General features: G+C 61.4%; 26 protein-coding genes. 11 read left to right on the forward strand and 15 right to left on the reverse strand.

The annotated features are described in order from the left end of the window. Nucleotides 1–164: 164 nt before the first annotated feature. The 5 genes from H9Q75_RS08425 (at nucleotide 165) to H9Q75_RS08445 (ending at nucleotide 5,500) form a co-directional block, all read left to right on the forward strand. Complete coding sequence (locus H9Q75_RS08425) at nucleotides 165–1,484, forward strand: GntP family permease (RefSeq protein WP_186566075.1); 1,320 nt, start codon at nucleotides 165–167, stop codon at nucleotides 1,482–1,484. A gap of 116 nt (nucleotides 1,485–1,600) precedes the next feature. Then, the gene (locus H9Q75_RS08430; RefSeq protein ID WP_186566077.1) at nucleotides 1,601–2,635 is read left to right on the forward strand and encodes a ketopantoate reductase family protein; all 1,035 of its coding nucleotides are present in this window, start codon (nucleotides 1,601–1,603) and stop codon (nucleotides 2,633–2,635) included. A 27-nt stretch (nucleotides 2,636–2,662) separates the two neighbouring features. Next, nucleotides 2,663–3,403: a 3-oxoacyl-ACP reductase FabG gene (fabG, locus tag H9Q75_RS08435; protein WP_186566078.1), complete on the forward strand. Its 741-nt coding sequence runs from the start codon at nucleotides 2,663–2,665 to the stop codon at nucleotides 3,401–3,403. A gap of 48 nt (nucleotides 3,404–3,451) precedes the next feature. Beyond that, nucleotides 3,452–4,318, forward strand: a complete 867-nt coding sequence (locus H9Q75_RS08440; RefSeq protein ID WP_186566079.1) for a beta-keto acid cleavage family enzyme — start codon at nucleotides 3,452–3,454, stop codon at nucleotides 4,316–4,318. A gap of 15 nt (nucleotides 4,319–4,333) precedes the next feature. Continuing rightward, nucleotides 4,334–5,500, forward strand: coding sequence for a thiolase family protein (locus H9Q75_RS08445; RefSeq protein WP_186566081.1), 1,167 nt, complete (start codon nucleotides 4,334–4,336; stop codon nucleotides 5,498–5,500). 80 nt (nucleotides 5,501–5,580) lie between these two features. On the opposite strand, the gene H9Q75_RS08450 is transcribed toward H9Q75_RS08445, so the two are convergent. From H9Q75_RS08450 to H9Q75_RS08460, 3 genes are all read right to left on the reverse strand, one after another. After that, nucleotides 5,581–6,906, reverse strand: a complete 1,326-nt coding sequence (locus tag H9Q75_RS08450) for a hypothetical protein (RefSeq protein ID WP_186566083.1) — start codon at nucleotides 6,904–6,906, stop codon at nucleotides 5,581–5,583. 2 nt (nucleotides 6,907–6,908) lie between these two features. Further along, nucleotides 6,909–7,373: an RNA polymerase sigma factor gene (locus H9Q75_RS08455; RefSeq protein WP_186566085.1), complete on the reverse strand. Its 465-nt coding sequence runs from the start codon at nucleotides 7,371–7,373 to the stop codon at nucleotides 6,909–6,911. 111 nt (nucleotides 7,374–7,484) lie between these two features. Further along, complete coding sequence (locus H9Q75_RS08460; RefSeq protein WP_186566087.1) at nucleotides 7,485–8,963, reverse strand: carbon starvation protein A; 1,479 nt, start codon at nucleotides 8,961–8,963, stop codon at nucleotides 7,485–7,487. A 221-nt stretch (nucleotides 8,964–9,184) separates the two neighbouring features. On the opposite strand from H9Q75_RS08460, the gene H9Q75_RS08465 reads away from it, so the two are divergent. After that, complete coding sequence (locus tag H9Q75_RS08465) at nucleotides 9,185–9,931, forward strand: sugar phosphate nucleotidyltransferase (protein WP_186566089.1); 747 nt, start codon at nucleotides 9,185–9,187, stop codon at nucleotides 9,929–9,931. Between the two features lie 14 nt (nucleotides 9,932–9,945). Then, a complete protein-coding gene (locus H9Q75_RS08470) occupies nucleotides 9,946–10,788 on the forward strand; it encodes an NYN domain-containing protein (protein ID WP_186566091.1) in 843 nt (280 codons plus the stop codon). Between the two features lie 60 nt (nucleotides 10,789–10,848). Here H9Q75_RS08470 and H9Q75_RS08475 read toward each other — a convergent pair whose 3' ends face one another. The 8 genes from H9Q75_RS08475 to H9Q75_RS08510 all read right to left on the reverse strand — a co-directional run bounded on the left by H9Q75_RS08475 (nucleotide 10,849) and on the right by H9Q75_RS08510 (nucleotide 17,878). Next, nucleotides 10,849–12,279: an AAA family ATPase gene (locus tag H9Q75_RS08475; RefSeq protein ID WP_186566093.1), complete on the reverse strand. Its 1,431-nt coding sequence runs from the start codon at nucleotides 12,277–12,279 to the stop codon at nucleotides 10,849–10,851. A 184-nt stretch (nucleotides 12,280–12,463) separates the two neighbouring features. Continuing rightward, complete coding sequence (locus H9Q75_RS08480; RefSeq protein ID WP_186566095.1) at nucleotides 12,464–13,615, reverse strand: MFS transporter; 1,152 nt, start codon at nucleotides 13,613–13,615, stop codon at nucleotides 12,464–12,466. 36 nt (nucleotides 13,616–13,651) lie between these two features. Then, a complete protein-coding gene (locus H9Q75_RS08485) occupies nucleotides 13,652–14,041 on the reverse strand; it encodes a holo-ACP synthase (protein WP_186566097.1) in 390 nt (129 codons plus the stop codon). 18 nt (nucleotides 14,042–14,059) lie between these two features. Further along, nucleotides 14,060–15,031: a phosphate acyltransferase gene (locus H9Q75_RS08490; protein WP_186566099.1), complete on the reverse strand. Its 972-nt coding sequence runs from the start codon at nucleotides 15,029–15,031 to the stop codon at nucleotides 14,060–14,062. A gap of 1 nt (nucleotide 15,032) precedes the next feature. Beyond that, nucleotides 15,033–15,902: an SDR family NAD(P)-dependent oxidoreductase gene (locus tag H9Q75_RS08495; RefSeq protein WP_186566101.1), complete on the reverse strand. Its 870-nt coding sequence runs from the start codon at nucleotides 15,900–15,902 to the stop codon at nucleotides 15,033–15,035. A 32-nt stretch (nucleotides 15,903–15,934) separates the two neighbouring features. Continuing rightward, nucleotides 15,935–16,165 carry an acyl carrier protein gene (locus H9Q75_RS08500; protein ID WP_186566103.1) on the reverse strand — a complete coding sequence of 77 codons (231 nt, stop codon included), beginning with the start codon at nucleotides 16,163–16,165 and terminating at the stop codon, nucleotides 15,935–15,937. A 15-nt stretch (nucleotides 16,166–16,180) separates the two neighbouring features. Further along, nucleotides 16,181–16,576 carry a Zn-ribbon domain-containing OB-fold protein gene (locus tag H9Q75_RS08505; protein WP_186566105.1) on the reverse strand — a complete coding sequence of 132 codons (396 nt, stop codon included), beginning with the start codon at nucleotides 16,574–16,576 and terminating at the stop codon, nucleotides 16,181–16,183. Between the two features lie 15 nt (nucleotides 16,577–16,591). Then, complete coding sequence (locus H9Q75_RS08510) at nucleotides 16,592–17,878, reverse strand: thiolase family protein (RefSeq protein ID WP_186566107.1); 1,287 nt, start codon at nucleotides 17,876–17,878, stop codon at nucleotides 16,592–16,594. 250 nt (nucleotides 17,879–18,128) lie between these two features. Here H9Q75_RS08510 and H9Q75_RS08515 point away from each other — a divergent pair, with 250 nt between their 5' ends. From H9Q75_RS08515 to H9Q75_RS08525, 3 genes are all read left to right on the forward strand, one after another. After that, on the forward strand, nucleotides 18,129–18,563 hold the full coding sequence (locus H9Q75_RS08515; RefSeq protein WP_186566109.1) for a GntR family transcriptional regulator: 435 nt from the start codon (nucleotides 18,129–18,131) through the stop codon (nucleotides 18,561–18,563). A 96-nt stretch (nucleotides 18,564–18,659) separates the two neighbouring features. Continuing rightward, nucleotides 18,660–18,824 (forward strand): hypothetical protein, encoded by a 165-nt coding sequence (locus tag H9Q75_RS08520; protein WP_186566111.1) that lies wholly within the window; start codon nucleotides 18,660–18,662, stop codon nucleotides 18,822–18,824. A gap of 178 nt (nucleotides 18,825–19,002) precedes the next feature. Next, nucleotides 19,003–19,977, forward strand: a complete 975-nt coding sequence (locus H9Q75_RS08525; protein WP_186566113.1) for an Ig-like domain-containing protein — start codon at nucleotides 19,003–19,005, stop codon at nucleotides 19,975–19,977. 50 nt (nucleotides 19,978–20,027) lie between these two features. Here the strand turns inward: H9Q75_RS08525 and gatB are convergent, their stop codons facing one another. From gatB to aspS, 4 genes are read right to left on the reverse strand one after another with little or no spacing between them, the layout of a single operon-like run. Continuing rightward, entirely contained in the window at nucleotides 20,028–21,464 is a 1,437-nt protein-coding gene (gene gatB / locus H9Q75_RS08530) for an Asp-tRNA(Asn)/Glu-tRNA(Gln) amidotransferase subunit GatB (RefSeq protein WP_186566115.1), read from the reverse strand. After that, nucleotides 21,461–22,909 (reverse strand): Asp-tRNA(Asn)/Glu-tRNA(Gln) amidotransferase subunit GatA, encoded by a 1,449-nt coding sequence (gene gatA / locus H9Q75_RS08535; protein ID WP_186566117.1) that lies wholly within the window; start codon nucleotides 22,907–22,909, stop codon nucleotides 21,461–21,463. The genes gatB and gatA overlap by 4 nt, the downstream gene beginning before the upstream one ends. 10 nt (nucleotides 22,910–22,919) lie before the next feature. Next, nucleotides 22,920–23,207 (reverse strand): Asp-tRNA(Asn)/Glu-tRNA(Gln) amidotransferase subunit GatC, encoded by a 288-nt coding sequence (gatC, locus tag H9Q75_RS08540; protein ID WP_186566119.1) that lies wholly within the window; start codon nucleotides 23,205–23,207, stop codon nucleotides 22,920–22,922. 13 nt (nucleotides 23,208–23,220) lie between these two features. After that, complete coding sequence (aspS, locus tag H9Q75_RS08545; protein ID WP_186566121.1) at nucleotides 23,221–24,540, reverse strand: aspartate--tRNA(Asn) ligase; 1,320 nt, start codon at nucleotides 24,538–24,540, stop codon at nucleotides 23,221–23,223. Nucleotides 24,541–24,954: 414 nt separating this feature from the next. On the opposite strand from aspS, the gene H9Q75_RS08550 reads away from it, so the two are divergent. After that, a complete protein-coding gene (locus H9Q75_RS08550; RefSeq protein WP_186566123.1) occupies nucleotides 24,955–25,521 on the forward strand; it encodes a uracil-DNA glycosylase in 567 nt (188 codons plus the stop codon). The last annotated feature ends 72 nt before the right edge of the window (nucleotides 25,522–25,593 follow it).

Genomic DNA, 25,593 nt, shown 5'->3' on the forward strand with positions numbered 1-25,593 from the left:
ATGCCCAAAACTGGACAAAGTGACGATGTAATTTAAAAAGAGGGAGGGAGGCACTGGTGTTGGCACGAAATATGCAATAGAGAAAAAACAGTTATGGCCATAGCGACTGCGGGGTGCGCACCCGCAAAAGTAACGGTTCGGAAGAAATTGGGAGGTAAATATTCATGATTGGTGTTATTGGATTACTTCTGGCAATTTTAGTAATGATATTAGGCGCGTATAAAGGCCTTCCGCCGCTACCGCTGACACTGCTGGCCGGCCTGGTGGCGATCCTGACCAACGGCCTGAATGTATGGGCCGGCTACTCCACCATGTATGTCGCCGGCTATGCGGGCACATATTCCAGTTATTTTCTGATTTTTATCTTCTCCGCGCTTTACGCGAAATTTATGGAAGAATCCGGCTGTGCTACCGCTGTCGGCTACAAGCTGATCGACTGGTTCGGCACCAAACACGTACTTCTGGTTCTGGCTCTGATCACCAGCGTACTGACCTACGGCGGCGTGAGCCTGTTTGTGGTCATCTTTGCGGTCAGCCCCATTGCCTTTACCCTCATGAAAGAGGCCAACCTGCCCCGTCATCTGATCGTGGCTTCCCTGGTCATGGGCTCTTCCGTCTACACTATGACCTCTCTCCCCGGCACCCCCGCACTGACCAACATTATTCCCACCCAGTATCTGGGCACCACTATGACGGCGGCTCCCGTCCTGGGCATCATCTGTTCCGTGGCCATGTTCGTCCTGTGCTACCTCTACTTGGTAAAGGCTGAGAAGAAGGCCGTCCGTCTGGGTGAGGTGTGGAGCTATCCCGAGGGCGCGGATCCCTCCAAGTATGAAGCCGCTGACCGCAGCACCCTGCCCAGCGCCGGCAAGGCTTTTATTCCCATTATCGTTCTGCTGCTGATTATTATTGTGGGCGGCTTCTGGGTCAAGGATTCCTCCATGCTTACCGTAGTTGCCATGCTAGTGGGCTCCGTCCTGTGTTATGTATTTAATGTCAGCCATTTCAAGGGTAAGAACATGCGCACCCTGTTGGGCAACGGCCTGGGCGGCGGCATCAGCGCCATCGGCGGCCTGGCCGCCGTGGTGGCCTTTGGTACCATTGTGCAGAACACCGCCGCCTATCAGAATATCGTAGAGTGGCTGATGGGCCTGAGCATGCACCCCTATCTGAAGGGCATCTTCTCCACCGCCGTGATCTCCGGTATCACGGGCTCCTCCTCCGGCGGCCTGCGCCTGACCCTGACCTCTCTGTCTGAATTCTTCCTCAACAGCGGCTGCAACCCCGCTACCCTCCACCGTCTGATGGCCATCGCCGCAGGCAGCCTGGATACCCTGCCCCACTCCGCGGGCCTGTTCCTGGTGCTGCAGGTACTCGGACTCAACCACAAGAACTCCTACCGCCATATGTTCTGGACCTCTGTGGCGATCCCTGCCGTTACGGTAATTGTTGCCACTCTGGTCTGTATGGCCCTGGGACTGTAAGGCAAAAAGCCCGGAACCAGAAAACCGCTGGAAGCATTGGTATCGTACTGTGATTTTATGCTGCTTGAGCTGCTCGGGCTCCACAGCAAGGTTTTATAGAAAGGGGAAAACAAAACATGCGCGTAGCAATTTTAGGATGCGGATCTATGGGAACCATTTTGGGCGCTTTCCTGAACAAGAATGGCTGCCCGGCCGAGATGATCGACAATTATGAGGCCCACGTCAAGGCACTGAACGAAAAGGGGGCTCAGGTGGTGGGTACCCAGCAGTTCACTGTGCCAGTCAAGGCGATCACCCCCGACCAGATGGAGGGGATCTATGACTTGGTCTTCCTGTTTACCAAGCAGACCGCCAACGAGGAGGTCCTGCCCAAGCTGCTGCCCCATTTGAGCGAGAGCAGCACCGTCTGTACCCTGCAAAATGGCGTGCCTGAGCCCTTTGTGGCCAAGTATGTGGGCCAGTCCCGGACGGTCGGCGGCACCGTGCTCTGGAGCGCGACTTTCCAGGAGCCCGGTATTTCCTGCCTGACCCAGGATGTGAGCAACCTGAACTGCTTCTTTGACATCGGTGAGATCGACGGCTCGGATACCCCCCGCATCCACCAGGTGGCGGAGGTCCTGTCCAAGATGGGCCCGGCCGTAGTCATGCCCGACTTGATGGCCGCCCGCTGGGGCAAGCTGGTCAACAACGCCTGCGTCAGCGGCATGTCCGCCGCCTGCGGCACCACCTTCGGCGGTGTCATTGACGATCGGAAGGCCCGCGCCTGCCTGGCCTATCTGGGCCACGAGGTGAAGATCTGCTGTGAGGCGGAGGGGCTGGTCATGCCCCTGCTGGTCAATGGCTTCTCCCCCGACTCCCTGGACATCAAGGACAAGGCCCAGTATGAGGAGAACCAGAAGATGTGGGCCGACATGTACGCACCGGCCCGCCCCGCCAAGGCCAGCATGCTGCAGGACCTGGAAAAGGGCAAGCTGACTGAGGTGACCATGATCAACGGCTATGTCTCGGAAGTGGGCCGGAAGCACGGGATTCCCACCCCCTTCAATGATACCGTGGTGAAGATCGTCCAGGGCATCGAGCGCGGCGAGCTCCCGCTGTCCTTTGACAATCTGAAGTATTTTGACCAGTCCTGGTTTACTTACGGGCTGTAACGTGTAACATTTTAGGAGGAAAGCAGCATGTACGATTTCAGCGGAAAGATCGTGGCGGTGACCGGGGCGGCCCAGGGGCTGGGCAGGGCCATCGCGGAGCGGTTTTTGAAGGACGGCGCCGAGGGCGTGGCCTTGCTGGACCTGAAAGAGGATGTCCTGGCCGCGGCCGCCGCGGAGCTGGACCCCGCTGGCAGCCGCACCCTGGCCGTGCCCTGCAATGTGGCCGACCCGGACTCCGTGGCTCGGGCCTTCCAGCAGATTCGGGACCGCTTTGGGTGGGTGGACGTCCTGGTCAACAACGCGGGCATTACCCGGGACGCTCTGGTGCACAAGATGACCAATGAGCAATTTGACCAGGTGCTCAAGGTGAGCCTCTACGGCACTTTCTACTGCGTCAAGCAGGTCATTGACGGCATGCGGGAGCGGGGCTACGGGCGGATTATTTCCATGTCCTCCCTGGCCAACCGGGGAAATGTGGGCCAGGCCAATTATGCCGCCGCAAAGGCGGGCATCATCGGCCTGACCAAGACCCTGGCCATGGAGCTGGGCCCCAAGAACGTCACGGCCAACTGCCTGGCCCCCAGCCTGATCAACACAGATATTATCAAGACCGTGCCCGACAAGGTCCGCAACGCCATGACCGCCTCTGTTCCTCTGCGCCGGATCGGGGAGCCGGAGGAGGTGGCCGACCTGGTGGCGTTCCTGGCCAGCGACGAGGCCAGCTATGTCAGCGGCCAGTGCATCAGCATCACCGGCGGCCTTTGGTAAGAGACCGGAAGTTTTATTAAACCATTTCGTGTAAGGAGGAAGTTATCCATGTCTAATCTGTCCAACAAAGTCATCATCACCGCCGCCCTCACCGGCGCCGTCACCCCTCCGGGCTATGACATCCCCATTACCCCTGAGGCGATTGCCGAAGACGCCTATAAATGTTGGAAGCTGGGCGCCTCTGTGGTTCATATCCATACCCGTGCCGAGGACGGCCTGGGCGCCATGAACCACGACCATTTTGCCAAAATTTGCAAGCTGATCCGTGCCCATGAGGACTGCGATGTGATTCTCAATTGCACCTCCTCGGGCTACTCCGCTCAGCACATGGCCACCGACGAGGATCGCTACCATCATTTCGAGATCATTCCCGAGATCGAGATGGGTTCCTACGATGCCGGCTCCTTCAACTGGATGCCCTCCCTGGTGTTCATGAACTCACCTCAGTTCCTGGAGAAGCTGGGCAACGTTTATCTGGAGAATGACGTTAAGCCTGAGATCGAGATCTTTGACGCCGGAATGCTGGGCATTACCAATTACTATGTCAAGCAGGGCAGCCTGAAGGCCCCCTGTCACTACCAGTTTGTGCTGGGTGTGCTGGGCGGTATGCCTGCCACCGTGGAAAACCTGCTCTACCTGAAGAACCACATTCCCGAGGGCTCCACTTGGTCCGCGTTCGGCGTGGGCGCGGGCCATCTGCCCATCATGTACGCAGCCCTGGCCCTGGGCGGCCATATCCGTGTGGGGCTGGAGGATAACGTAGTGTACGGCTATGACGAGAACGGCAAGAAGATCATGGCAACAAACCCGATGCTGGTGGAGCGCGCCGTTCAGGCGGTAAAGGTGTTCGGCAAGACCCCCGCCACCTCCGCCGAGGCCCGCGAGATCCTGGGCATCAAGCCCCTGGTGCGCTGAACAGGGGGCCGAGACATGACACGCAACCCCAGAGACGCGGTGGTGGTGGCCTACGGCCGCGCGCCCCTTTCCAGGGCCTACAAGGGTCCGCTGGCCAACGTCCATCCTGTGGAGTACGGCGCCCAGACCCTCAAGGGCGTGCTGGAGCGCCTGCCCGGCCTGGACCCGGCCCTCATTGACGATGTGATCGTGGGTTGTGCCAACCCGGAGCGCCTGTGCGGCTATAACATGGGCCGCCTGATCGTTCAGCGGGCCGGCCTGCCCGACTCCGTCACCGCTCAGACCGTGAACCGCTTCTGCTCCTCCGGCCTGCAGACCATTGCCACCGGCGCCAACGCCATCATGGCAAATCAGGCCGATGTGATCGTGGCCGGCGGCGTGGAGCGCATGACCGACCTGCAGATGGCCTTCCCCAAAGAGTTCAGAGACGCCGCTTTGGAAGAGCAGGATCCCGGCGCGTATCTGCCTATGGGCTTTACCGCTGAGAACGTGGCTTCCCGTTACGGCATTACCCGTACCGACATGGACCAGATGGCAGTGGACAGCCACCGTAAGGCTGCCGCCGCTCAGGCTGCGGGCAAGTTTGTGGACGAGATTATCCCCATCCACATTCCACAGGCCGATGGTACGCAGATCGTTGCCGACCATGACGACGGCATCCGCCCCGGCACTAATCTGGAGGGGCTGGCCGCGCTCAAGCCCTGCTTCAAGCCGGACGGGGTCGTGACCGCCGCCATCTCTTCCCAGATGACCGACGGAGCCGGCTTTGTGGTGCTCATGGCCCGGGAAAAGGCGGAGGAGCTGGGCTACGCTCCCATTGCACGCTTTGTTGCCTTCGCCGTGGGCGGCGTGCCCGCAGACGTGATGGGCATCGGGCCCACCGTGGCCGTGCCCAAGGTGATGAAGCGTACGGGCCTGAGCGTGGACGACATGGACGTGATCGAGATCAACGAGGCCTTCGCCTCCCAGGCGCTCTACTGCATCCGGGAGCTGAAGCTCCCCGTGGAGAAGGTCAACCCCAACGGTGGCGCCATGGCCCTGGGCCATCCCCTGGGTGCCACCGGCGCGGTGCTCACCTGCAAAGCGCTCGCCGAGCTCAGGCGCACTGGCGGCAAATACGGCCTGGTCACCATGTGCATCGGCGGCGGCATGGGCGCTGCCGGTATCTACGAGATGGAATAAACACAGCGAGACCTCCCATTTTACCCTTCACACACATTGCAAAGGGCGCGGACCCGATCGGGTCCGCGCCCTTTGCGCGCTTAAGAAGCTGAGCGGGCGGGGCGGCTGACCAGTCTGGCCGCCTCCTCCGGGGAGAGGCCCTTGATGCGCCAGTCTACGGCAATGGTGCTCCCGTCCTCCTGGGGGTAATGCAGGGTAAAGGAGGGGTAGCGCCAGCCCGGGGTATCCCCCGCGTCGTCGTCCACATAGCTGCCCCATTCCTCCAGCGCCTCGTCGGAGATTTGATCCGGATCAAGGTCGGGGGCAGGGATGCTGGCATGGGCCGGGAAGCGGGAGACGGTCACATCCACGTAATCGTAACCCCGGATCCAACTCAGGTGCAGCCAGTCCCGGTTCTGGCCCAGCTCCCGGTGGGCGGAGCCAAAGGCGTACCCCTCCGGGGCGGCCTCGGGCAGCCAGGCGCCCAGTTCCTCGGCATAGGCTTCCTCCAAAGTCAGCTCCTCGCTGCGCCATTCAGGGATTTCCTCGGGAACTAGGTGCATGGTGGTGAACATTCCATCCTTCCGGGCGGCGTGGGAGAGCAGGCAGTCGCACAGCCAGGAGGCCGTCTCTTCCTCGCGCGCAGTGACCTGAAACCGCACCCCTGCGCCGTAGAAGAATTCCGTGGCGTACACATACTCCTTTTCCCCGTCCTTGTCCCGGTCATAGTGCTGATACCAGGCCGTGACCTCCAGGCCCTCAAAGTCCACGGTATCCACCTCAAATACGGTGTCCCGGACAGGGATGTGGTCGGGCGCCAACATCAGGGAGAAGGTGGTCCCATCCTCCTCCCGCTCTCCCCGGATGGTGGCCCGCCATACCTGACCTTGGCCGTCATAGATCACCTGCCCGGTCAGACCGAAGCCGGTCCAGTACAGGGGCCAGGGTACCGCATCCCCGCCGCCCAGGGCCGCGATGATATCCTCCGCAGTCATCTTTTCCGTAAAGCTGCCCTGGGGCAGCACGATGGAGGCGGACATTGAGGGCGCGTCGGTGCAGTCGGTGAATTCCACGCCGGAGATGCTGAAATTGCCGTGGGGCCGGCCCTCAAAGGGGTCGGTTACCACCAGGGTGTACTGCTGCTCCCCCTCCGGCGGGGCCACGGGAGAGGGGGAGCCGGTCAGGACCGGCTCCGGCGGGAGGGCCGTGCCGGACCCTCCGGGGACGGAGCCGCCCCCCAACTGCCCCGCCGCCCGGAAGCCCGCGAAGAGGGCGAAGGCACAGCAGGCGGCCAGGGCGGCATATTTTAGGATGGGGACGCGGCGGGGGCGCGGGGTGCGCCGGGCTGTGTCCAGCGTGTCCATCAGCCGCCGGTGCTGCCCGGCGGAGAGGGAAATATGGTCGAAATAAGAGCGATAGGCCTTCATAATCATTCTCCTTCCAGCAGGCCGCGGAGCTTGGCCCTGGCCCGGCTCAGACGGGAACGGATGGTGCCCTCCGCCTCGCCGGTAATGGCGGCGATCTCCGTGGTCTGATAGCCCTCATAATAATAGAGGTGGACCGCAGCGCGCTCTTTGGGAGGAAGGGAGAGGACCGCCTCCAGCGCGGTCTGCTCCTCGGGCGCGGCGGCGGGATAGGTGTCCAGCAGCGGGGCGCGGCGCCTGTGCCAGGGGGAGCGCAGGCGGCTTTTGCACAGGTTGAGCGTGACCCGCAGCAACCAGGCCCGTTCGTACCCGGCGCCGTCCAGGACCGGGGCCTTCTCCAGGTATTTTAAAAAGGCGTCCTGCACCGCGTCCTCCGCCTCCTGGGGGTCGCCCAGCAGGGAGAGGGCGGCGCGGTAAAGGGTATTCTCGTGGGTGCGTACTACAACTTCCAACCGGTTGGGATCTGTCATCACTCGGCCTCCCTTCACCCTATATACGCTTTTAGACGGCCAAATGCTGCAAAGGTTGCAAAAAAAGCGCGGGGCGGTTTTTCCGTCCCGCGCCGGGCGCGGAGAAGCGCGTTATTTTGCGGCGCCTGCCAGCGGAGTCACATCGTTCTTGCCCACGATGAGAATGCGCCAGATAAAGACGACCAGGAAGAGCGCGGCCACCGCCAGCCCCACCGGATAAGCGATAGAGGTAGACAGATTCAGGCACTCCTTTGCCTGGAAGAAATAGGTGACCGACACCGCGGACATAAAGGTGGCGGGGAGAGCGGCCATCATGCAGGAGATGGGCGGGAAGCCATACTTGTGCAGGAACACCGCGCCTGTCCACAGCACAATCATGGCCAGAGTCTGGTTGGACCAGGAGAAATAGCGCCACAGCACATCCCAGGGGAGCGCCAGAGCCACCACCGCGCCCACGGCCAGCAGGGGCACGGACAGGGCGGCGCGGGGCCCCACCTTGGACTGGTCGATGTGGAACCAGTCCGCAATGGTCAGCCGGGCGGCGCGGTAGGCGGTGTCGCCGGAGGTGATGGGGCAGGCAATCACGCCGATCATGGCCAGTACGCCGCCCACAGGACCAAGCAGGGTGGTGGAGATTTCATATACCACGTCGCCCGCGCCGCCGGCGGCGATGGCATTGGTCAGGCCGGTCATGCCGTCCAGCAGGGAGCCGTGGTTGGTATAGAAGGTCACGCCGGCAGCGGCCCAGATCAGGGCAATGACGCCCTCGGTGACCATGGCACCGTAGAACACGGTGCGGCCCTCTTTCTCACTCTTGATGCAGCGGGCCATCATGGGGGACTGGGTGGCGTGGAAACCGGAGATGGCTCCACAGGCCACGGTGACAAACATCATCGCCCATTTCGGCAGACTGTTGGGGTGGACAGCAGTGAGGGTGGTCAAAGTGAGCTCCGGCATGTCGGAGCCGCGGAGGAGCACGGTGGCTCCTCCGATTCCCACTGCCATAATAATCAGGCAGATGCCGAATACGGGGTAGAGCTTGCCGATGACCTTGTCGATGGGCAGGAATGTGGCTACCAGGTAGTAGATCATGATCACCGCCAGCCAGAACATGGTGCTCAAGGCCTCCGGGGTGAGCTTTGCCAGCAGGCCGGCTGGGCCCACAGAGAAGTTGACGCCCACCATCACCAGCAGGACCACAGAGAACACGCGCATGATAAAGGTGATGACCTTGCCCATATAGAGGCCAACCACCTCGGAAATAGACTTGCCGTCATTGCGCTCGCTCATCATGCCGGAAAGGAAGTCGTGGACCCCGCCCCCCAGAATGGTGCCGAAGACAATCCACAGGTATACTGAGGGGCCCCAGCAGGCTCCGGAGAGAGCGCCATAGATGGGGCCCAGACCGGCGATGTTCAGCAGCTGGACGAGGAAGATGCGCCAGGTCTTCATGGGGACATAGTCCACACCGTCGGGATGGGCCACAGCAGGCGTGGGGCGATCATCCACGCGAAAGACCTTTTCAATTACCTTGCTGTAAGTAAAGAATCCCACAATCAGCAGGGCCAGACAGACAAAAAAGGTTACCACAAAAATTCCTCCTCAAACATGTGGGGGGTGGAGAAAGCCTCTCCTCTGCTTCTCCTGTCCCCGTTTGGCGGCTTCATTATAGTCCCGGCCATCCAAAATGTCAACCCTAAATTTGACACAAAACCTGTTTTGTCTAAAAAAGATTGCGTTGCCTCCGCCAAGCAGATTGTGGTATACTATTATCCCATTCAGAGATTGATTTGCAGAGAGGAATGAGCGGCATGAATAAGCCCAGAAAGGCTGTGGTTTTGGCGGCGGGGAAGGGGACGCGCCTGCGAACCGAGGGTGTGGATCTGCCCAAGGTGATGCGGCAGGCGGCGGGACGCCCCCTGCTGGAGCATGTGCTGTCCGCCATCTCGTTTTTGAACAAGGAAGATGTGGTGCTGGTGGTGGGATATGAGCGGGAAAAGGTGCTCGCTGCCTTCCCGGACTACCCCCACGCGGTGCAGGATCCCCAGCTGGGCACCGGGCACGCGGTGCAGTGCGCCAGGGAAGCCCTGGCCGGCTTTGCGGGCAGCATTCTCATCTGCTACGGAGACATGCCCCTGATGCGCCGGGAGACCTATGAGGCCTTGTTCGCCGCCCATCAGGCCGCCGGGAACGACTGCACTCTGCTCACCGCCGTGTCCGATGAGGAGCTGCCCTACGGGCGTATCATCCGCGGGTCGGACGGCCGCTTCTCCCACATCGTGGAGGACCGGGACTGCACCCCGGAGGAAAAGGCTGTGCGGGAGCTGAACGTGGGTGTGTATGTCTTTGAGGCCGCCGCCCTGTGGAAGGCGCTCTCCCAGCTCAGCTGCGACAATGCCCAGAAGGAGTACTACCTGACCGACGCCCCAGCCCTGATCCTGGCCGCCGGGGGGAAGGTGGACGCCTGCCCCGACTGCACCACCGAGGAGATGCTGGGGGTCAACACCGTGGAGCAGCTGAAGCAGGTGGAGCAGGCGCTGCGCCGGCGGGGTCTGTGACGAAAGGAGCGACTATGCCCGAACAAAAGGATCTGCGCCTGGCCGTGCTGATCGATGCGGACAACGCCCCCCGCACCGCTATCCGCGAGGTGATGGCGGAGGCGGCGGTGTACGGCACCCCCACGCTCAAGCGCATCTATGGGGACTGGACCGCCCCCAATATGGGCTCCTGGAAGCCTCTGCTGCTGGAAAACGCCATTACCCCCATCCAGCAGTACAGTTATACCACGGGAAAAAACGCCACCGACTCGGCCATGATCATCGACGCCATGGATATCCTCTACTCCGGACGGGTGGACGGTTTCGTGCTGGTGAGCAGCGACTCCGACTTTACCCGCCTGGCCACCCGTCTGCGGGAGGCGGGGATGAAGGTCTACGGCATGGGGGAGCGGAAAACCCCGGCGCCCTTCATCGTGGCCTGCGACAAATTTGTGTATATCGAGGTCATTCGGGCCGCCGGGGCTATGGCCCGCGCCCAGGAGGCGGTCAAAGAGGCAGAGGAAGCTTCGCCGGAGCCACAGCCCAAGGCCAAGCGGGGCGGAAAGAAAAAGGCGGAGGAGCCGCAGGCCGCCAACGCCGCGCCCAGGGAGCCAGAGAACATCAACGGTGTGCCCCGGGCAGTGGTGGAGCTCATTGCCCTCTCTCTGGAGGACATCGCAGACGAGGACGGCTACGCCTCCATGGCGGACCTGGGAAGCCTGCTCCAGAAAAAGCAGCCGGACTTCGATTCCCGCAACTTCGGGTATTCCAAGCTGACCCAGCTGGTCAAGGCCCTGGGCCGCTTTGAGGTGGACGTGCGCCAGCCGGGCGGCGGGCACTCCAAGGTGATCTATCTGCGGGATAAAAAACAGAAATAAAGGCAAAGAACCGCCCCTGCGGAGCTTCCGCGGGGGCGGTTTTGGCGGCAAGGAGGCGGCTTACGTCTCATCCTCCTCCAAATCTGCGGCAGAAAGGGCCATGATCGCGTCCTTGTCCGGGGCCTCCAGGGCGGCCACCCGGTTGGCCTGGCGGGCCACCGCCCGCTCAAAGAGGTTGCGCACGTCCCGGGCGTTGCCGAAGTTTTCGTCCCGCTCCTCGTAGAGCGCCTGGAACAGGGCGGCGGCCCGGGCCTCGGCCTCCCCGTCCAGAGTGTAGCCGTTCTTCTGGCACATGGAGCGGAAGATCTCCATCAGCTGCGCGGCGGTGTAGTCCTCAAAGTAGAAGTATTTGTTGAATCGGCTCTCCAGACCGGGATTGGAGTGGATGAATTTGCCCATCAGCTCGGTGTAGCCCGCCACAATGACGATCAGGTCGGCCCGGTGGTCCTCCATGCCCTTGAGCAGGGTCTCAATGGCCTCCTGGCCGAAGTCGTTGGCGTTGTCGTGATTGGCCAGGGCATAGGCCTCGTCGATAAAGAGTACCCCGCCCAGGGCCTTCTGGATGACCTCGCCCGTCTTGATGGCGGTCTGCCCAACAAAGCCGGCCACCAGGCCGGAGCGGTCCACCTCCACCAGCTGGCCCTTGGAGAGCACCCCGATGGCGTGGTAGATCTTGGCCAGCAGCCGGGCTACGGTGGTCTTGCCGGTGCCCGGATTGCCCATAAAGACCAGGTGCAGGGACATGGGGGGCACAGGCAGATCATGTTCCTGGCGGAGCCTGCGTACCTTAACCAGGTTGATGAGGCTCTTCACGTCGGCCTTGACCTTGTCCAGACCGCACAGCCCGTCCAGCTCGGCCAGAAGCTCCTCCAAGCTGGGGGCGGGCTCCTCCGGCTCCTCCCGACCCTGGGCGGCCGGCTCCGGAGCGGCACCGCCGGCAGCAGGGGCCTGGGTCGGGACCTCCGGGCGCTTTGTGACAAAGTCCTGCACGTCCAGGGGGGCCTTCTCCCCCTTGAGGCCGTCCCGGTCGCAGAGGGCCCCCATGACCTCGGCGCAGCGGTTGACATAGCCGGCCTCTTCCTCGCTGACCACGTCGTCCACCGCGGCGAAGAGCAGCAGCATCAGGGTGGTCAGATCAATGAACCGCCGGGAGAGCCTTCCACCGGTCACCTTGTCCGAGGCCCGCATCCGGGTGAAAAAGGCGGGGGGCTGGAAGCCCGGGTATTCATTCACCGCGGTGGACAGCTCCCAGAACAGGATGGAGGGCACCGGGCAGCCCTTGGTGTACAGGGCGTTGTAGTATTCCACATGACGGGGAGTGACCGACGCCCCGTCCCGCTGCCACACCCCCAGGGCGCAGGCCCGGAAAAAAATATCGGCCTCCTGGGTGAATTTCATGCGCAGGGTGGGGTCGCTGATCTGCCGCTTGAACGCGGACAGACCGTCGCTGTACTGCTTGTGCACCTCTGCGGCACTCAGGGAACCTCTCATGGCGGACACCTCATTTTTTAGCTTGGAGATACTAAAGTTATTATATCCCAAAGGTGCCCGTGGTGCAAGGGGAGCGGACGCCCATGAACAAAGGATTGGCGGAGCATTTTCTATAAAATGCTCCGCCGATCCTTTCTGGGTATTCCGGTGCAGACATGGTCATTGGGGAAAGCAACCTGAGGTGTCAGCGCTTTTTTTGAAACACTGGCAGGTTGATGATCATGATGGCCGCGACCACCGCCGCAAAGACAATAAATACCGTGGGGCTGTAGGCAGATACACCCGCAGCACTGCCCACCAGTTTCTGCACCATGGGAGAAATGAACTGCCCGATGAAGATGGACGCCGTGGAAATGGAGCTGCCCAGGGCAACCAGATGCAGAGGAAGAATTGTGGTAATAGTGATGGCCACATGGGTGGAATACAGACCGGCGAAGGTATAGACCAGACAGAAACCCACAGCGAGGGTCACAGAGCTGGTCATGGACGAGATCAGGAAGCCGAGAGCAGTGACAGCTAGGAACACAACACCGGCCCATCTGCGGAAGATCTTGAGCAGATAGGGGATCAGAATACTGAATACGGCCAGCACCAGGGTGCCGACGGAGGTGATGGTGCTGGTCAGCTGCGTGCCGCCAATCCCGTTTTCCGCCACGTAGAAGGAGAGAGAGGACATCATTGCGATGTTGAAGGTCTGCACCACGAACTGAGAGGCGCAGAACAGGACAAAAACAGGGCCGATCTTACCATTGGTTTTTTCCACCACTGTATTGGCCGCCGCCTCGCCGCCGCCCAGTTTGCCGGTGCGGGGAATACCGGTAAAGACGATGAGGAATACCGCAGCAAAGATGCCGTAGGGGAAGAAGGCATTCCGCCAGTTGTTGACGGAAATGACGCCTACCAGCATGACCAGCAGCGCGCTGATGATATTGTTCACACCTTGGCTCCCACCCATGATGCCGGCCCGCTCCGCCTCAGGATATTCCGCCACATAGGTGGACTGCATGGGCATCAGCATGCCCATGCCGAAGCCCAGCAGGCCCCGGCTGACAAGAATGAGTGGAAAGCTGTGAAGAAAGCCCGGGAGAATGCCGCCCACGGTCACGAAAAGGAACGCGATGGCATTGATCCACATCCGCTCCACCTTCGTGACCAGAGCTGAAGTGAGAAACAGCGCGGGGAGGATGGTGAAGGCCGGCAAAGTAACTACCATCGTAATGGCGGAGGGATCCACTGAGGGAAATTCTGCCGCCAGACTGGCCATCACCGGTGAGACCAAAGACATACCGGCCACGCCCGCCAGGGCCAGGATCATAATTGAGAATTTTTTATACACAACCTCATCCCTTTCTCTTCTCTGCGATTCAGCTGCTTAGGAAACGGGATCCGTTTCGGCGGTCACCACCGCGATCACATAGTCGCCGTCGTTGGAGACACTGGCGGAAAGACGGCACACCCCGCAGGCGGCGGCCCGGGCCGACATTTCTCCGGAGAGCACCACCGACGGCGCACCATAAGCGGTGGAGAGAGCCTCTATCTGAACCCAGGACATCCCCTCAGTCCATGCTGTGCCCAGGCTTTTAAAGGCCGCCTCCTTCAATGCCAGACGCTCCGCAAACCAAAGCGAGGGACGTTCGCTGGCCAGGCCGGTCTCATATTCCAGCCGGGTAAAGGTCTGGGAAAAGTAGATGGAATCGGCCCGCCGCAATGCCTGCTCCATCCGCTGGATACGGAACAGATCTACCCCTACGCGCAAACCCATTTTCAGCCCCCCTTTTCCCTACATAACGGCTGCAATGGCGATGACGCCCAGAATATCCTCCACAGAGGAGCCTCTGGACAAATCGCACACCGGCTTTCGAAAGCCTTGGAGAATAGGGCCGTAGGCTGTGGCCCCGGTCAGCCGTTGGGTCAGCTTATAGGCGATGTTGCCCGCCTCCAGGCTGGGGAAGATCAGCACATTGGCCCGCCCAGCCACGGGGCTGCCTTCCGGAATCTTCTTGGCCGCCACCTCGGGACAGAGGGCTGCGTCCGCCTGCATTTCGCCGTCAATGAGCAGCTTCGGCTCTCGGCTGCGTACCAGCTCCAGCACCCGGGCCAGCCGCTCTGTACGGGGATGCTCGGCGCTGCCCTTAGTGGAGAAGGAGAGCAGAGCCACCCGGGGTTCCCACCCCAGCAGCCGTTGGGCGCTGCGGGCGGTCAGGGCGGCGATGGACGCCAGCTCCTCCTCGGAGGGCTCAATCTGGAAGCCGCAGTCAGCGTACATCAGAAGGGCACCCTCCGGCCCGTGGAAGCCGGGGATCTCAAAGAGGAAAAAGCTGGAGGGGGACTCCACCTCGTCCTCCATGCCGATAAACATGGAGGCAGCGTTGATGACCTCGCCGCTCTCCGAGACATAGCCCGCCACCATGGCGTCCGCCTGGCCCAGCCGCACCAGCATGGCCCCGTAGAACAGCGGCTCCTCCAGCAGGAAGCGGGCTGCGGTCCGGTCGATGCCCTGGCTGGCCAAGGTGTCGGCGTACTCGTCCAACGGAGCCTCGGTGGGATCGGTGCGATCATACCACCCCTGTTTCGGAATCCCCATCGCCGCGCATTGCGCGGCGATGGGATCCGAAGCTCCGATGAGAATGGGTCGGCACAGCCCCTGCTGCTGGGCCTGCCAGGCGGCCGTGATGATGCGGTCCTGCACTCCCTCCGGGAGTACGATCCGCCGACCGGTGCAGCGGGGCTTCAGAATATTGACCAAGTTCATCTTATGCCTCAGTCCACCCGTCGGGGTAATGCTCTGGCAGAACGCTCTTGGGGTAGGCCCAGTTGTCCTCCGGGTTAGTGTTGATGGCCGGGAGCAGGGGGGTGTGTCCCTTCAGACCGTCATCCACCTTGATTATGTCCGCCGTGATGTGGGCGGAGTCGTCGGAGGCCAGGAAGGCGAAAGCGGCGGCCACGTCCTTTTCTCCGGCGGGCGCGGGGGTCAAAATATTACACTGGATGGATTCGCCAAGCACGCCGGGGTACTCCATATCCAGGGAGGAAGAATGGGTGATGTGTCCCAGCACCAGGGTGTTGCAGCGCACGCCCATTTTACCGTAGGCCACGGCGATATTGCTGGCCAGAGAGATGATGGCGGCCTTGGAGGCGCTGTAGGCAGTGCGGCAAGGATTGCCGTAGGTCCCGTCGGTGGAGGAGGTGTTGACAATCACGCCCCTCTGCTGCTTCAGGAAGTAGGGGAGCACATGCTTGATGGTGAGCATATAGCCCACAAAATTGATCCGGTAGACGTTCATGAAAAGCTCTGGGTCAAGCTTAGTGAAGGGGATCGTGCTGTCCTCCACCATGTACTGAGGCGCGTAGGCGATATTGAGCAGAATGTCGATGGTGCCGTAAGTCTCCGCCGCAAAGCGGACCATTTCCTCAACGGTCTTTTCGTCGCCCAGATCCACGAAGCGGGAGACGGCTTGGCCGCCCTGGGAGCGGATTTTTTCAGCGACTGCCTCGGCCTTGTCCGCGGCAAAGTCGGCGACAACGACCTTGCAGCCCTCCTCGGCCATGCGGTAGCAGGTGGCGGACGCATTGCCGCCCGCGCCGCCGACAACGATGACGACCTTATCTTTTAAACCTCGCATAACAATACCCCTTTCTGTTCGGATCTTACCGCTTACTCCCCGCCGGCCAGCTTGAACCAGTCGGCCACGGTCTTGGCCTTCCGGCTCTGCATATAGGAGATCTTCACGCCGAAGCGGGACTGCACGTTGGCGGAAATCTGCATAATATCATGGGATTTTGCGCCGTAGTCCTTCGTGATGCTGCTTTCCGGGACGATCGTATCCTGGGGAATGCCGAGGATTTCAGAGATGATTTCGGCCACGCCGTCTTTTACAGATGCCATAGCAGTTCCCTCCCGTCACACACACCGGTAAACGGGGTAGCTGTATCCGTCGCGCTTCTGGATCTCCAGCTTCAGGTGGTCCAGCTTGCCTGCCAGAAACTGCTCATACACGTCCGCGGGGTCGCCCTCTACATTGACCAGCATACTCTCAAACACGCTGCCCTCCGCCACATGGGCGTAGGCATAATAATAGGGAGCGTACTGCTCAAACCACTGGTCGGGGGCAGTGACCAGGGCAATCTCGTCCAGATGGCCCTCGCCGCTGATCTCCACCCACTCCATGTCGGTGCCGGAGCATTCGCGGCAGATGGGGAAGGGCGGGAAATGCACGGCGCCGCACTTCTTGCACTTGAGGCCCATCAGCCTGCCTTCTTCCAGATAGTCATACCATTGTTTCGTAATTGCTGTCATCGTAACTCGCCCTCCTTACGCCTTTTTCAGAATGGTGACATTCACGTTGGGGCCTGCGCCCTCGTTCATGATCATAGCGGAATTGATGGGGTGATTGGCCTGCCGCGCCCCGGCCTCGCCGCGCATCTGGATGACGGCCTCGGCCACCTCGGCGCCCGCGGAGGCGGCCCAGGCGTGGCCCATGCTGGAGCGGCCGCCGCTGGTGTGGAAAATACGGTCGCCGTCAAAGGCAGTGCGGCCTTCCAGGATGTACTTCCAGGCCTCGCCCGGATCGAAGAAGCCCGCAGCCTCGCTCTGGGTAAATTGGCGGGCAATCAGGCAGTCGTGGGGAGAGAAATAATCCAGCTCATGCCGGGGAACCGTGATGCCGGCCATGGCATAGGCCTGCTTGATGGCGCTCTCGTACTGCTCCGGCTGGGAAGCAGAGGTGGCGGCGGCGGTGCCAAAGCCGGCAACCTTGACCGCTCGGTCCTCCAGGCCATATTTCTTTACCAGGTCGTCGGCCATGACGATAATGGCGGAGGCGCCGTCGCAGGTGGCAGCACAGTGCAGGAAGCGGGCGGAGACGCTGAACTTGGGGTTAAAGTCGGAGCGCAGGAAGTCCATGCCACTCTTCATGCCGTGCTCGGCGGCCTCCTCCTCAAAGGTTTTGGTGGCCATGACCGCCTTGGGGTTGAGCACACCGGCCCGGCGGTTATTGTAGGCAGACATATTGAGTACATCGTCCAGCTGCTCCAGCGTAAGGCCATGACGTTTGGCATAGTTCAGAGCGCAGCCGTCAAAGGAGGTGGGCGTTCCAGCCCAGTACAAGTAACCGTGGTCGCAGCCGTACATGGTCTTTTCCCAAAGGACATCAGTGGGCATCTGCTCCCGAATATGAGCGGGCTTTCCGGGCACGGGAGAGCTGCTGGTAGTCTCGACGGCGCAGGAGAGCGCTATGTCGGCGGTGCTGGACGCCACCATCTGCACGGCATTGCGCAGGGTGAGGGTGGACGAGCAGCAAGCACCCTCCATGTGGAAGCCGGGCTTCAGACGCAGACCCATCCAGTCGGCATAGAGACCCGCCACCGAGTTGCTGCTGGACAAAGTTTCTGCCATATACTGGGCCACAAAGAACGCATCCACATCCTTAGCCTCCAGCCTGGCATCCTGTAGGGCTTCCATAAATGCCATGGACACTAGCTCGCGCTCGGTGAAATCCTTGATCTCCGGAGATTTCCCGATGAGTCCGAAGGGGGTGTAGCCGACGCCTACGATGGAAACGCCCCGGCTGAGGGTCCACCTTTTTGCTGTGTTGTTCATGTTTGTGTATCGCTCCTCTCACGTTATCTTTTTGCTTTAGAACGGATATCCTGCACCTCTACTGTATCAGCTAAACAACTAAAATGCACAGCATTCATTTGTATTCAATTGTGTATTTTGACGTTTTCGAAGAATTCTGAAGAATACGGAAGCATTTAGAAGAATTCATCCATCTGTCTTGTTATCTTCTCCTGAATACAGTATAATTTAGTCAATATAACCATTGTATATTGAAAGGAGATGCTTTTCTTTGGACAATGCGGATAAATTGAAGGAGCTGTTTGTAGAATTTGCAAAGCAGGGGAATTTGACGGATGCTGTTTTCAATACAATTGTGGAGTCCATCCACCAGAGCATTCTTCCAAGCGGAATGCACCTGTCCAGCATCGAACTGGCGGACATCTTTGGGATCAGCCGTACACCGGTACAAATCGCACTTTCCAAGCTGGAGTACGCCGGGCTGCTTCGGCTGGATCGCAGAAACAGCTTTATCACCTATACGCTTGACCTTCGGGAACGAATCGATTATAACGACTGTATGGTGGGCCTGTATGACATTGCGGCCAGGATTGCGCAGAAGCGGATTGACTCCTACTATAAAAATTTGCTCGGATCCATGCTGGACAGCCTGGACAAACTGCTGGACGCCCCATATCGCTACCTGGAAGAGGACACCAATTTTTAATACAATATCATCCTGAGTACGGCAAACCGGGATCTGATCAAAACGTTTACAGATCTGCAGCGGAAATATGGTCTGGCCTATCTGGATGAGGAGAGCGTGAGAGAGCCCGCCGATTTTGCAGCCAAGCACCAGGCACTCAACCGCAGACTCTATGAGGCGATCCTGGGGGGAAATCGGACCGAGCTGGACGAGGTGTGCGCTGAGCATGATGAGCAGATGATGAATGGGGTATGTACCTGGATTTCCCGCACGAAAATATAGAGGGGACGAAAGGGGATGAGGTGCGGCCGCACGTATGTCTACCACGTTCAGACTATGGAAATGGACGGGAAGTTGACATAAATATTAAAAAAGGTTTACAAATTTGCTGCCGCCGTTGACGGATTTCCAGACAGCGTGTACAATAAACGCAGAATCTGTCAATTACGGAGGGAGCGCTATGGCAGCCAGACGGTCCGGGAGCACCCGGAATGAGACGATCCGTTGCCCATACTGTGGGGAGGACTACGCCGCCTCCTACCGGCATTGTCCCTTTTGCGATGAATTGCCCCTGGAGGAGGACTATGACGAGGAGGAGGCGCCCCGCAGCCGCAGCGGCGGAAAGCGGCTGATGACCAATACCCGGGGCGGCGGCTACGGCGGCGGCCCCACGCCGGGAAAGATCATTGCCACTATTCTTTCCCTGGCCCTGATCGTGGCGGCGGTTATCATTGTCATCACGCAGATCCTGCCCCTGCTGAGCAAGGATTCCAAGCCAGACCCCTCGCCCTCCCCATCCAGCAGCATCCAGCCCAGTGAGAGCCCATCCGCCGATCCCAGCCCGGCCCCCACGCCGGGGGAGAGCGGTGAACCCACTACCGAGCCGACGGCCGAGCCCAGCCCGACTCCCGGCAGCGGTACGGCGGCGACCGGCTTTACCCTGGACAAGACGGAGTTCTCCATCAGCGACCGCTATCCGGATCCGGTTACCATCAAGGTGACCTTTACGCCTGCCGGCACATCGGGGAAGCTTACCTGGACCAGCAGCGACCCGGAGGTGGTCTCCGTGGACGCCAACGGCAAGGTGAGCCCGGGGAGCAAGCAGGGCTCCGCCACCATTACTGCGGCCCTGGAGGGGGGCGTCAGCCGGACCTGCCTGGTGTACAACAGTACCACGAGGAGCGGCGGCAGCACAAGCGGAGGGAATGCCTCCACCGCGCTCTCCTTGAACCGGGAGGACTTTACCCTGGCCCCGGGCGAATCCTTCCAGGTCAAGGTCAGCGGCACCTCCTCCACCCCCACCTGGAGCATCGGCAACACGTCGGTGGCCACGGTCTCCGGCGACGGCACGGTGACCCATGTGGGCAAGGGCAACACCACCCTCACCTGCACAGTGGACGGCCAGACCCTCACCTGTATTGTCCGCGGCAACTAAACAGTGCAGACGAAAGCCCCGAACCAAAAGGTTCGGGGCTTTTTGCACGGTTAAAGCTGCTCCAAAAGCGCCTTGATGGTCTCGTTGACCACCTGAGGGCTGGCCCGCCCTTTGAGGCGGGCCATGGTCTGCCCTACCAGGAAGCCGAAGGCCTTCTGCTTGCCGGCCTGATAGTCCGCGACGCTCTTGGGATTGGCGGCAAAGACCTCCTCCACCGCCTTCTGCACCAGGCCCGCGTCGGACACCTGCTCCAGGCTGTGCTCCCGGACGTAGGCGTCCACGTCGCCGTCGGTCTCAAAGACCGCCTCGAACACCTTCACCGCTGTGTTGCGGTTGAGCCTGCCGTCCTTGACCAGGGCGATGAGCCGGGCCAGGGAGGCGGGGGAGAAGGCCATGTCCTTGGCCTCCATGCCCCGGGCGGAGAGCTGGCCCATCACCTGGCCCATGATCCAGTTGGAGGCCTGCTTGGGGTCGGAGTCCAGGGCCACGGCGGCCTCAAAGAAGTCGGCCAGGGCCTTCTGAGCGGTGATCATCTGGGTGTCGTAGGCGGGCAGGCCGTAGTCCGTCTGGTAGCGGGCCATCTTAGCCTCCGCCATCTCGGGCTGTTCGGCCCGGTAGCGATCCAGCTCCTCCTGGGAGATCTCCAGGGGCGGGATGTCCGGCTCGGGGAAGTAGCGGTAGTCCTGGGCGTTCTCCTTGGAGCGCATGGCGAAGGTGGCGTCCTTGTTCTCGTCCCAGCGGCGGGTCTCCTGAATCACCCGCTTGCCCTCCTCGATAAGCTCAATCTGGCGCCTAGCCTCGTACTGAATGGCCCGGGCGATGGCCTTGAAGGAGTTCAGGTTCTTCATCTCCGTGCGGGTGCCGAATTCTGTGCTGCCGGCGGGGCGCACCGACAGGTTCACGTCGCAGCGCAGGGAGCCCTCCTGCATCTTGCAGTCGGACACCCCCAGGTATTGCAGGGTGGAGCGCAGCTTTTCCAGATAGGCGATGACCTCGTCGGCGCAGCGGAAGTCCGGCTCGGTGACGATCTCAATCAGGGGCACCCCGCAGCGGTTGTAGTCGGCCCGGGTCTGGTCGATCCAGGGGTCGTGGACCAGTTTGCCCGCGTCCTCCTCCATGTGCAGCTCGTGGATGCGGATGGTCTTTTCCACCCCTGCCTCGGTGCGGATGGGTACCGCGCCGTCCCGGCAGATGGGCAGGTAGAGCTGGGAAATCTGGTACGCCTTGGGCAGGTCGGGGTAGAAGTAGTTCTTCCGGTCGAACTTGCAGCGGCGGGTGATAGAGCAGTTCAGGGCCAGACCGGCCTTAACCGCGAATTCCAGCACCCTTTTGTTGAGCACGGGCAGGGTGCCGGGCATGCCGGTGCACACCGGGCAGCAGTGGGTGTTGGGGGCGCCGCCGAATTCGGTGGTACAGGAGCAGAAAATCTTGGTTTTGGTAGCCAGCTCCACGTGGGTCTCCAGACCAATAACTGTTTCCCAGGTCATGCGCGGCCGCCCCCTTTCTCAGCAGGCGCTTTTTTATGATAGTCGGTCTCCAGCTGGAAGGCGTGGGCGGCGTTGAGCACCACGCCGTCCCCCAGGGCGGGGCCGATGAGCTGCGCCCCGATGGGCATGCCCTTGGCGTCGAAGCCGCAGGGCACCGAGATACCGGGCAGCCCCGCCAGGTTGACCGACACGGTGTAGATGTCGCTCAGGTACATCTGGAGGGGGTCGCTCAGGCTCTCCCCCAGCTTGGGGGCGGTGGTGGGGGCCACAGGGGTGAGCAGCAGGTCGTACTTTTGGAAGGCCTCGTCAAAGGCGCTCTTGATGACCGCCTTCACCTGGAGGGCCTTTTTGTAGTAGGCGTCGTAATACCCGGTGGAGAGCACAAAGGTGCCCAGCAGAATCCGCCGCTTGACCTCGCTGCCGAAGCCCTCGGTGCGGGTTTTGGTGTACAGCTCGGTCAAATCCTCATAATGTTCCGCCCGCCAGCCGTACTTCACCCCGTCGAACCGGGACAGGTTGCTGCTGGCCTCTGCGCAGGCGATAATATAGTAGGCAGGCACCGCGTACCGGATCACCGGCAGGGGGAATTCCTCCACCACCGCCCCCCGGGCGCGGAGCACATCGGCCGCGGCCAGTACGGCCCGGCGCACCTCGCCGTCCAGGCCGTCCCCAAAGCAGTCCGCGGGGATACCCACGCGCCTGCCCCGGATGTCCCCGGTCAGGCCCGCCAGCAGGCCCCCGGCGGGGGCGTCCAGGCTGGTGCCGTCCCTGGGATCACGACCTTGGATCAGGTCCAGCACGGCCGCGCAGTCGGCAGCGGAGCGGGCGATGGGGCCCATCTGGTCCAGGGAGGAGGCGTAGGCGATGAGGCCGTACCGGCTGACGGTGCCGTAGGTGGGCTTCATGCCGGTGACGCCGCAGTAGGCGGCGGGCTGCCGGATGGAGCCACCGGTGTCGCTGCCGATGGCGTACCACACTTCGCCGGCGGCCACTGCGGCGGCCGCACCGCCGGAGGACCCGCCGGGTACCCGGGACAGGTCCCAGGGGTTCTTCACCGGGCCGTAGAAGGAGGTCTCAGAGGTGGAGCCCATGGCGAACTCGTCCATGTTCAGCTTGCCCAGGGAGACTGCCCCGGCGGCGCGCAGACGCTCCACAATTGTGGCGTCATAGGGGGGCTTGAAGTCCCCCAGGATTTTGGAGGCGCAGGAGGTCTTGACCCCCTTGGTGCAGATGTTGTCCTTGTAGGCCATGGGCACCCCGGCCAGAGGGGAGGCGGACAGCCCGGCGGTGGGAGATACCTCGTCTGCCACGGTCACAAAGGCGTTGTTCTCCGGCTGGGCCGCGGCGATGCGGGCCTGGGCGGCGGCAATAGCGTCCGCCTGGGTGACCTGGCCCGATTTCAGCTTTTCCGCCAGCTCCAGGGCGGTTAGTTGGCATAAATCCATTGCTTTCACCTCATTCCACCGTCCTGGGCACCAGGAAAGCCTCCCCGTCGGGCGCCGGCGCGTTGGCCAGCAGGGCGGCCCGGCCGGCGGACGGGAGCACCACGTCCTCCCGCATGACGTTCTTCACTGGGAACACGTGGCTCATAGGCTCCACGGAGGAGGTGTCCAGGGCGTTGAGCACGTCCATGTAGGCGAGAATCTGCTCCAGCTCGCCGGTCATCCTGGCGCGCTCCTCCTCCGGCAGCTTCAGCCGGGCGAGGGCGGACACGTAGTCCACCATTTCTTCGGTCATTTTCATGGGCTTCTCCTCCTTATGGTTCCAGCCGGCCCTGGTCCCTGGGGAACAGGGTGGCGGAGCGCACATTTTCCAGGCCGCACAGCCGGGCGGTGAGCCGCTCCAGCCCCAGGCCGATGCCTCCGTGGGGAGGCATGCCGTGCTTGTGAATCATCAGATAGCTCTCAAACTCCTCCGGGTGCATATCCCGGGCAAGCATTTTGTCCACCTGCTGCCGGTAGTCGTGAATGCGTTGGCCGCCGGTGGTGACCTCCATGCCCCGGAACAGCAGGTCAAAGGACAGGGTGTACCTGGGATCGGCGGGGTCGTCCATGGCGTAAAAGGGCCGCTTTTTACTGGGGTAGTGGGTGACGAATACGAAGTCGCTGCCCCACTCCTCCTTGGCGTACCGGCCGATGTGCACCTCCTCCTCGGGCTCCAGGTCGTAGGGATCGCGGATCCGGTAGCCGTAGCGTTCCGCAGCCAGGCGCTTGGCCTCGTCAAAGCGCACGGCCGGGATCCGGCTGACGTCGGGGATTTCAATGCCCAGGCGGGCCGCGTCGGCGGCGTACTCCCGTTTCAGAAGCGCCATGGCATACTGGAGAAAGCCGGTCTCCATGTCCATGATGTCGGAGAAATGGTCGATAAAGCCCATCTCAAAGTCCAGGGAGGTGTACTCATTCAGGTGCCGGGGAGTGTTGTGTTTTTCCGCGCGGAAGACCGGAGCGATCTCAAACACCCGCTCAAACACGCCCACCATGGTCTGCTTGTAGAACTGGGGGGACTGGGCCAGAAAGGCCTTGCGCCCAAAGTAGTCCAGCCGGAAGATGTTGGAGCCGCCCTCCGCCCCGGCGTGGACGATCTTGGGAGTGTGGATCTCCGTAAAGCCCTGGCTGTGCAGGTACTCCCGGAAGGCACGGCAAATGCACTCCTGCACCTTGAACACGCTGCGCTCCCGCAGGCTGCGCAGCACCACGGGCCGCAGGGACAGCTCGGTGTCCAGGTTCAGCTTGAGCTTGTATTTGGACACGGGCACAGGCATGGCCTCCACCGGGCGGGAGAGCACCTCCACACCGGTGGCGGCCAGCTCAAAGCCGCCGGGAGCGCGGGGCTCCGGCCGCACCGCGCCGGTGACGGCCACGGCGCACTCGTCGCACACATCGGCCAGATCCAGCTCCCCGCCGCACACGCACTGGGCCGTGCCGTCCCGCAGACGCAGGGTGAGGAAGCTCACCCCGCCCATATCCCGCAGGGAGTGCACCATGCCCTTCAGGGTGACGGTCCGGTTCTTCAGGCCGTCCCCCGTCAGATCTGCAATTGTGGTAGCGCTGTGCTTGGTTCCTGCCATGAATTCCATTCCTTGTCACACCTTTCAATGGAAAAATAAAAACAAAAAGTCCCGAAGTCATTTTGACTTCGGGACGGAAGATCCGCGGTACCACCCGTAGGCTTGCCGCATCACCCTTGATACGGCCACTCAGACTCCCTTAACGCGGGCCACGTGCACGCCTACCTCTCTGCCTGCGGCAGAGGCTCGGCATGCCGGCTCAAAAGTGTTGCGTGCTCCCCATTCTTCCGGGGCGGGCTTTCAGTCGGTGACCCGCGTTCTCTGTCGGACGCCCGGGGGACGGTCTTTTTCATTGCCTTTGATGAAAGCAGTATATGCGATTCCTGCAAAAAAATCAATAGTGAATTTTGACAGAATGAAAGCTTTGCATCAGGGAGCAGCTTATGGTACAATGGCGAAAAAAGCGGGAAAAGGGGAGCGGATATGAAAAACTGGGACGAGCTGTATGCAGAGTGCATGTCCTGCCGGAAGTGTGATCTGGCGGAGACCCGGACCAATGTGGTGTTTGGAGACGGCGCCCGAAACGCCGAGATTATGTTCATCGGGGAGGGGCCCGGCGAGCAGGAGGATCTGACTGGCCTGCCCTTTGTGGGCCGCGCGGGCAAGCTGCTGGACGACATGCTGGCCATGATCGACCTGGACCGCAGCCGGGTGTTTGTCGGCAACATGGTCAAGTGCCGCCCGCCCCAGAACCGGGACCCCTTGAACGTGGAGCAGGAGGCCTGCATCGGATATCTGCGCAACCAGGTGGCCCTGATTAAGCCCAAGATCATCGTCTGCCTGGGGCGGATCGCGGCCATGAAGCTCATTCGGGAGGACTTCAAAATCACCAGGGAGCATGGAAAGTGGTTTGAAAAGGCGGGTGTGCAGATGATCGCCCTCTACCACCCCTCCGCCCTGCTGCGGGACCCCCGCAAGCGGCCGGAGAGCTTTGAGGACCTGAAGATCCTGCAGGCCAAGATTCGGGAGATCTGCGACCATACGTATTAAGAGGCCCCCTCCTGTGGAATGTTCTGCAGGCCGACCATCCGCGCACCGTTTCGGTGCGCGGAATTTTTTTGC

This window comes from Lawsonibacter celer (assembly GCF_014281125.1).
Classification (GTDB): domain Bacteria; phylum Bacillota; class Clostridia; order Oscillospirales; family Oscillospiraceae; genus Lawsonibacter_B; species Lawsonibacter_B celer.

Bases quoted from the DNA above. Each gene is read 5' to 3' on its own strand.
- H9Q75_RS08425 (WP_186566075.1), top strand. From the start codon at position 165: ATGATTGGTGTTATTGGATTACTTCTGGCAATTTTAGTAATGATATTA.
- H9Q75_RS08430 (WP_186566077.1), top strand. From the start codon at position 1,601: ATGCGCGTAGCAATTTTAGGATGCGGATCTATGGGAACCATTTTGGGC.
- fabG (WP_186566078.1), top strand. From the start codon at position 2,663: ATGTACGATTTCAGCGGAAAGATCGTGGCGGTGACCGGGGCGGCCCAG.
- H9Q75_RS08440 (WP_186566079.1), top strand. From the start codon at position 3,452: ATGTCTAATCTGTCCAACAAAGTCATCATCACCGCCGCCCTCACCGGC.
- H9Q75_RS08445 (WP_186566081.1), top strand. From the start codon at position 4,334: ATGACACGCAACCCCAGAGACGCGGTGGTGGTGGCCTACGGCCGCGCG.
- H9Q75_RS08450 (WP_186566083.1), bottom strand. From the start codon at position 6,906: ATGAAGGCCTATCGCTCTTATTTCGACCATATTTCCCTCTCCGCCGGG.
- H9Q75_RS08455 (WP_186566085.1), bottom strand. From the start codon at position 7,373: ATGACAGATCCCAACCGGTTGGAAGTTGTAGTACGCACCCACGAGAAT.
- H9Q75_RS08465 (WP_186566089.1), top strand. From the start codon at position 9,185: ATGAATAAGCCCAGAAAGGCTGTGGTTTTGGCGGCGGGGAAGGGGACG.
- H9Q75_RS08470 (WP_186566091.1), top strand. From the start codon at position 9,946: ATGCCCGAACAAAAGGATCTGCGCCTGGCCGTGCTGATCGATGCGGAC.
- H9Q75_RS08475 (WP_186566093.1), bottom strand. From the start codon at position 12,279: ATGAGAGGTTCCCTGAGTGCCGCAGAGGTGCACAAGCAGTACAGCGAC.
- H9Q75_RS08485 (WP_186566097.1), bottom strand. From the start codon at position 14,041: ATGGGTTTGCGCGTAGGGGTAGATCTGTTCCGTATCCAGCGGATGGAG.
- H9Q75_RS08490 (WP_186566099.1), bottom strand. From the start codon at position 15,031: ATGAACTTGGTCAATATTCTGAAGCCCCGCTGCACCGGTCGGCGGATC.
- H9Q75_RS08495 (WP_186566101.1), bottom strand. From the start codon at position 15,902: ATGCGAGGTTTAAAAGATAAGGTCGTCATCGTTGTCGGCGGCGCGGGC.
- H9Q75_RS08500 (WP_186566103.1), bottom strand. From the start codon at position 16,165: ATGGCATCTGTAAAAGACGGCGTGGCCGAAATCATCTCTGAAATCCTC.
- H9Q75_RS08505 (WP_186566105.1), bottom strand. From the start codon at position 16,576: ATGACAGCAATTACGAAACAATGGTATGACTATCTGGAAGAAGGCAGG.
- H9Q75_RS08510 (WP_186566107.1), bottom strand. From the start codon at position 17,878: ATGAACAACACAGCAAAAAGGTGGACCCTCAGCCGGGGCGTTTCCATC.
- H9Q75_RS08525 (WP_186566113.1), top strand. From the start codon at position 19,003: ATGGCAGCCAGACGGTCCGGGAGCACCCGGAATGAGACGATCCGTTGC.
- gatB (WP_186566115.1), bottom strand. From the start codon at position 21,464: ATGACCTGGGAAACAGTTATTGGTCTGGAGACCCACGTGGAGCTGGCT.
- gatA (WP_186566117.1), bottom strand. From the start codon at position 22,909: ATGGATTTATGCCAACTAACCGCCCTGGAGCTGGCGGAAAAGCTGAAA.
- gatC (WP_186566119.1), bottom strand. From the start codon at position 23,207: ATGAAAATGACCGAAGAAATGGTGGACTACGTGTCCGCCCTCGCCCGG.
- aspS (WP_186566121.1), bottom strand. From the start codon at position 24,540: ATGGAATTCATGGCAGGAACCAAGCACAGCGCTACCACAATTGCAGAT.
- H9Q75_RS08550 (WP_186566123.1), top strand. From the start codon at position 24,955: ATGAAAAACTGGGACGAGCTGTATGCAGAGTGCATGTCCTGCCGGAAG.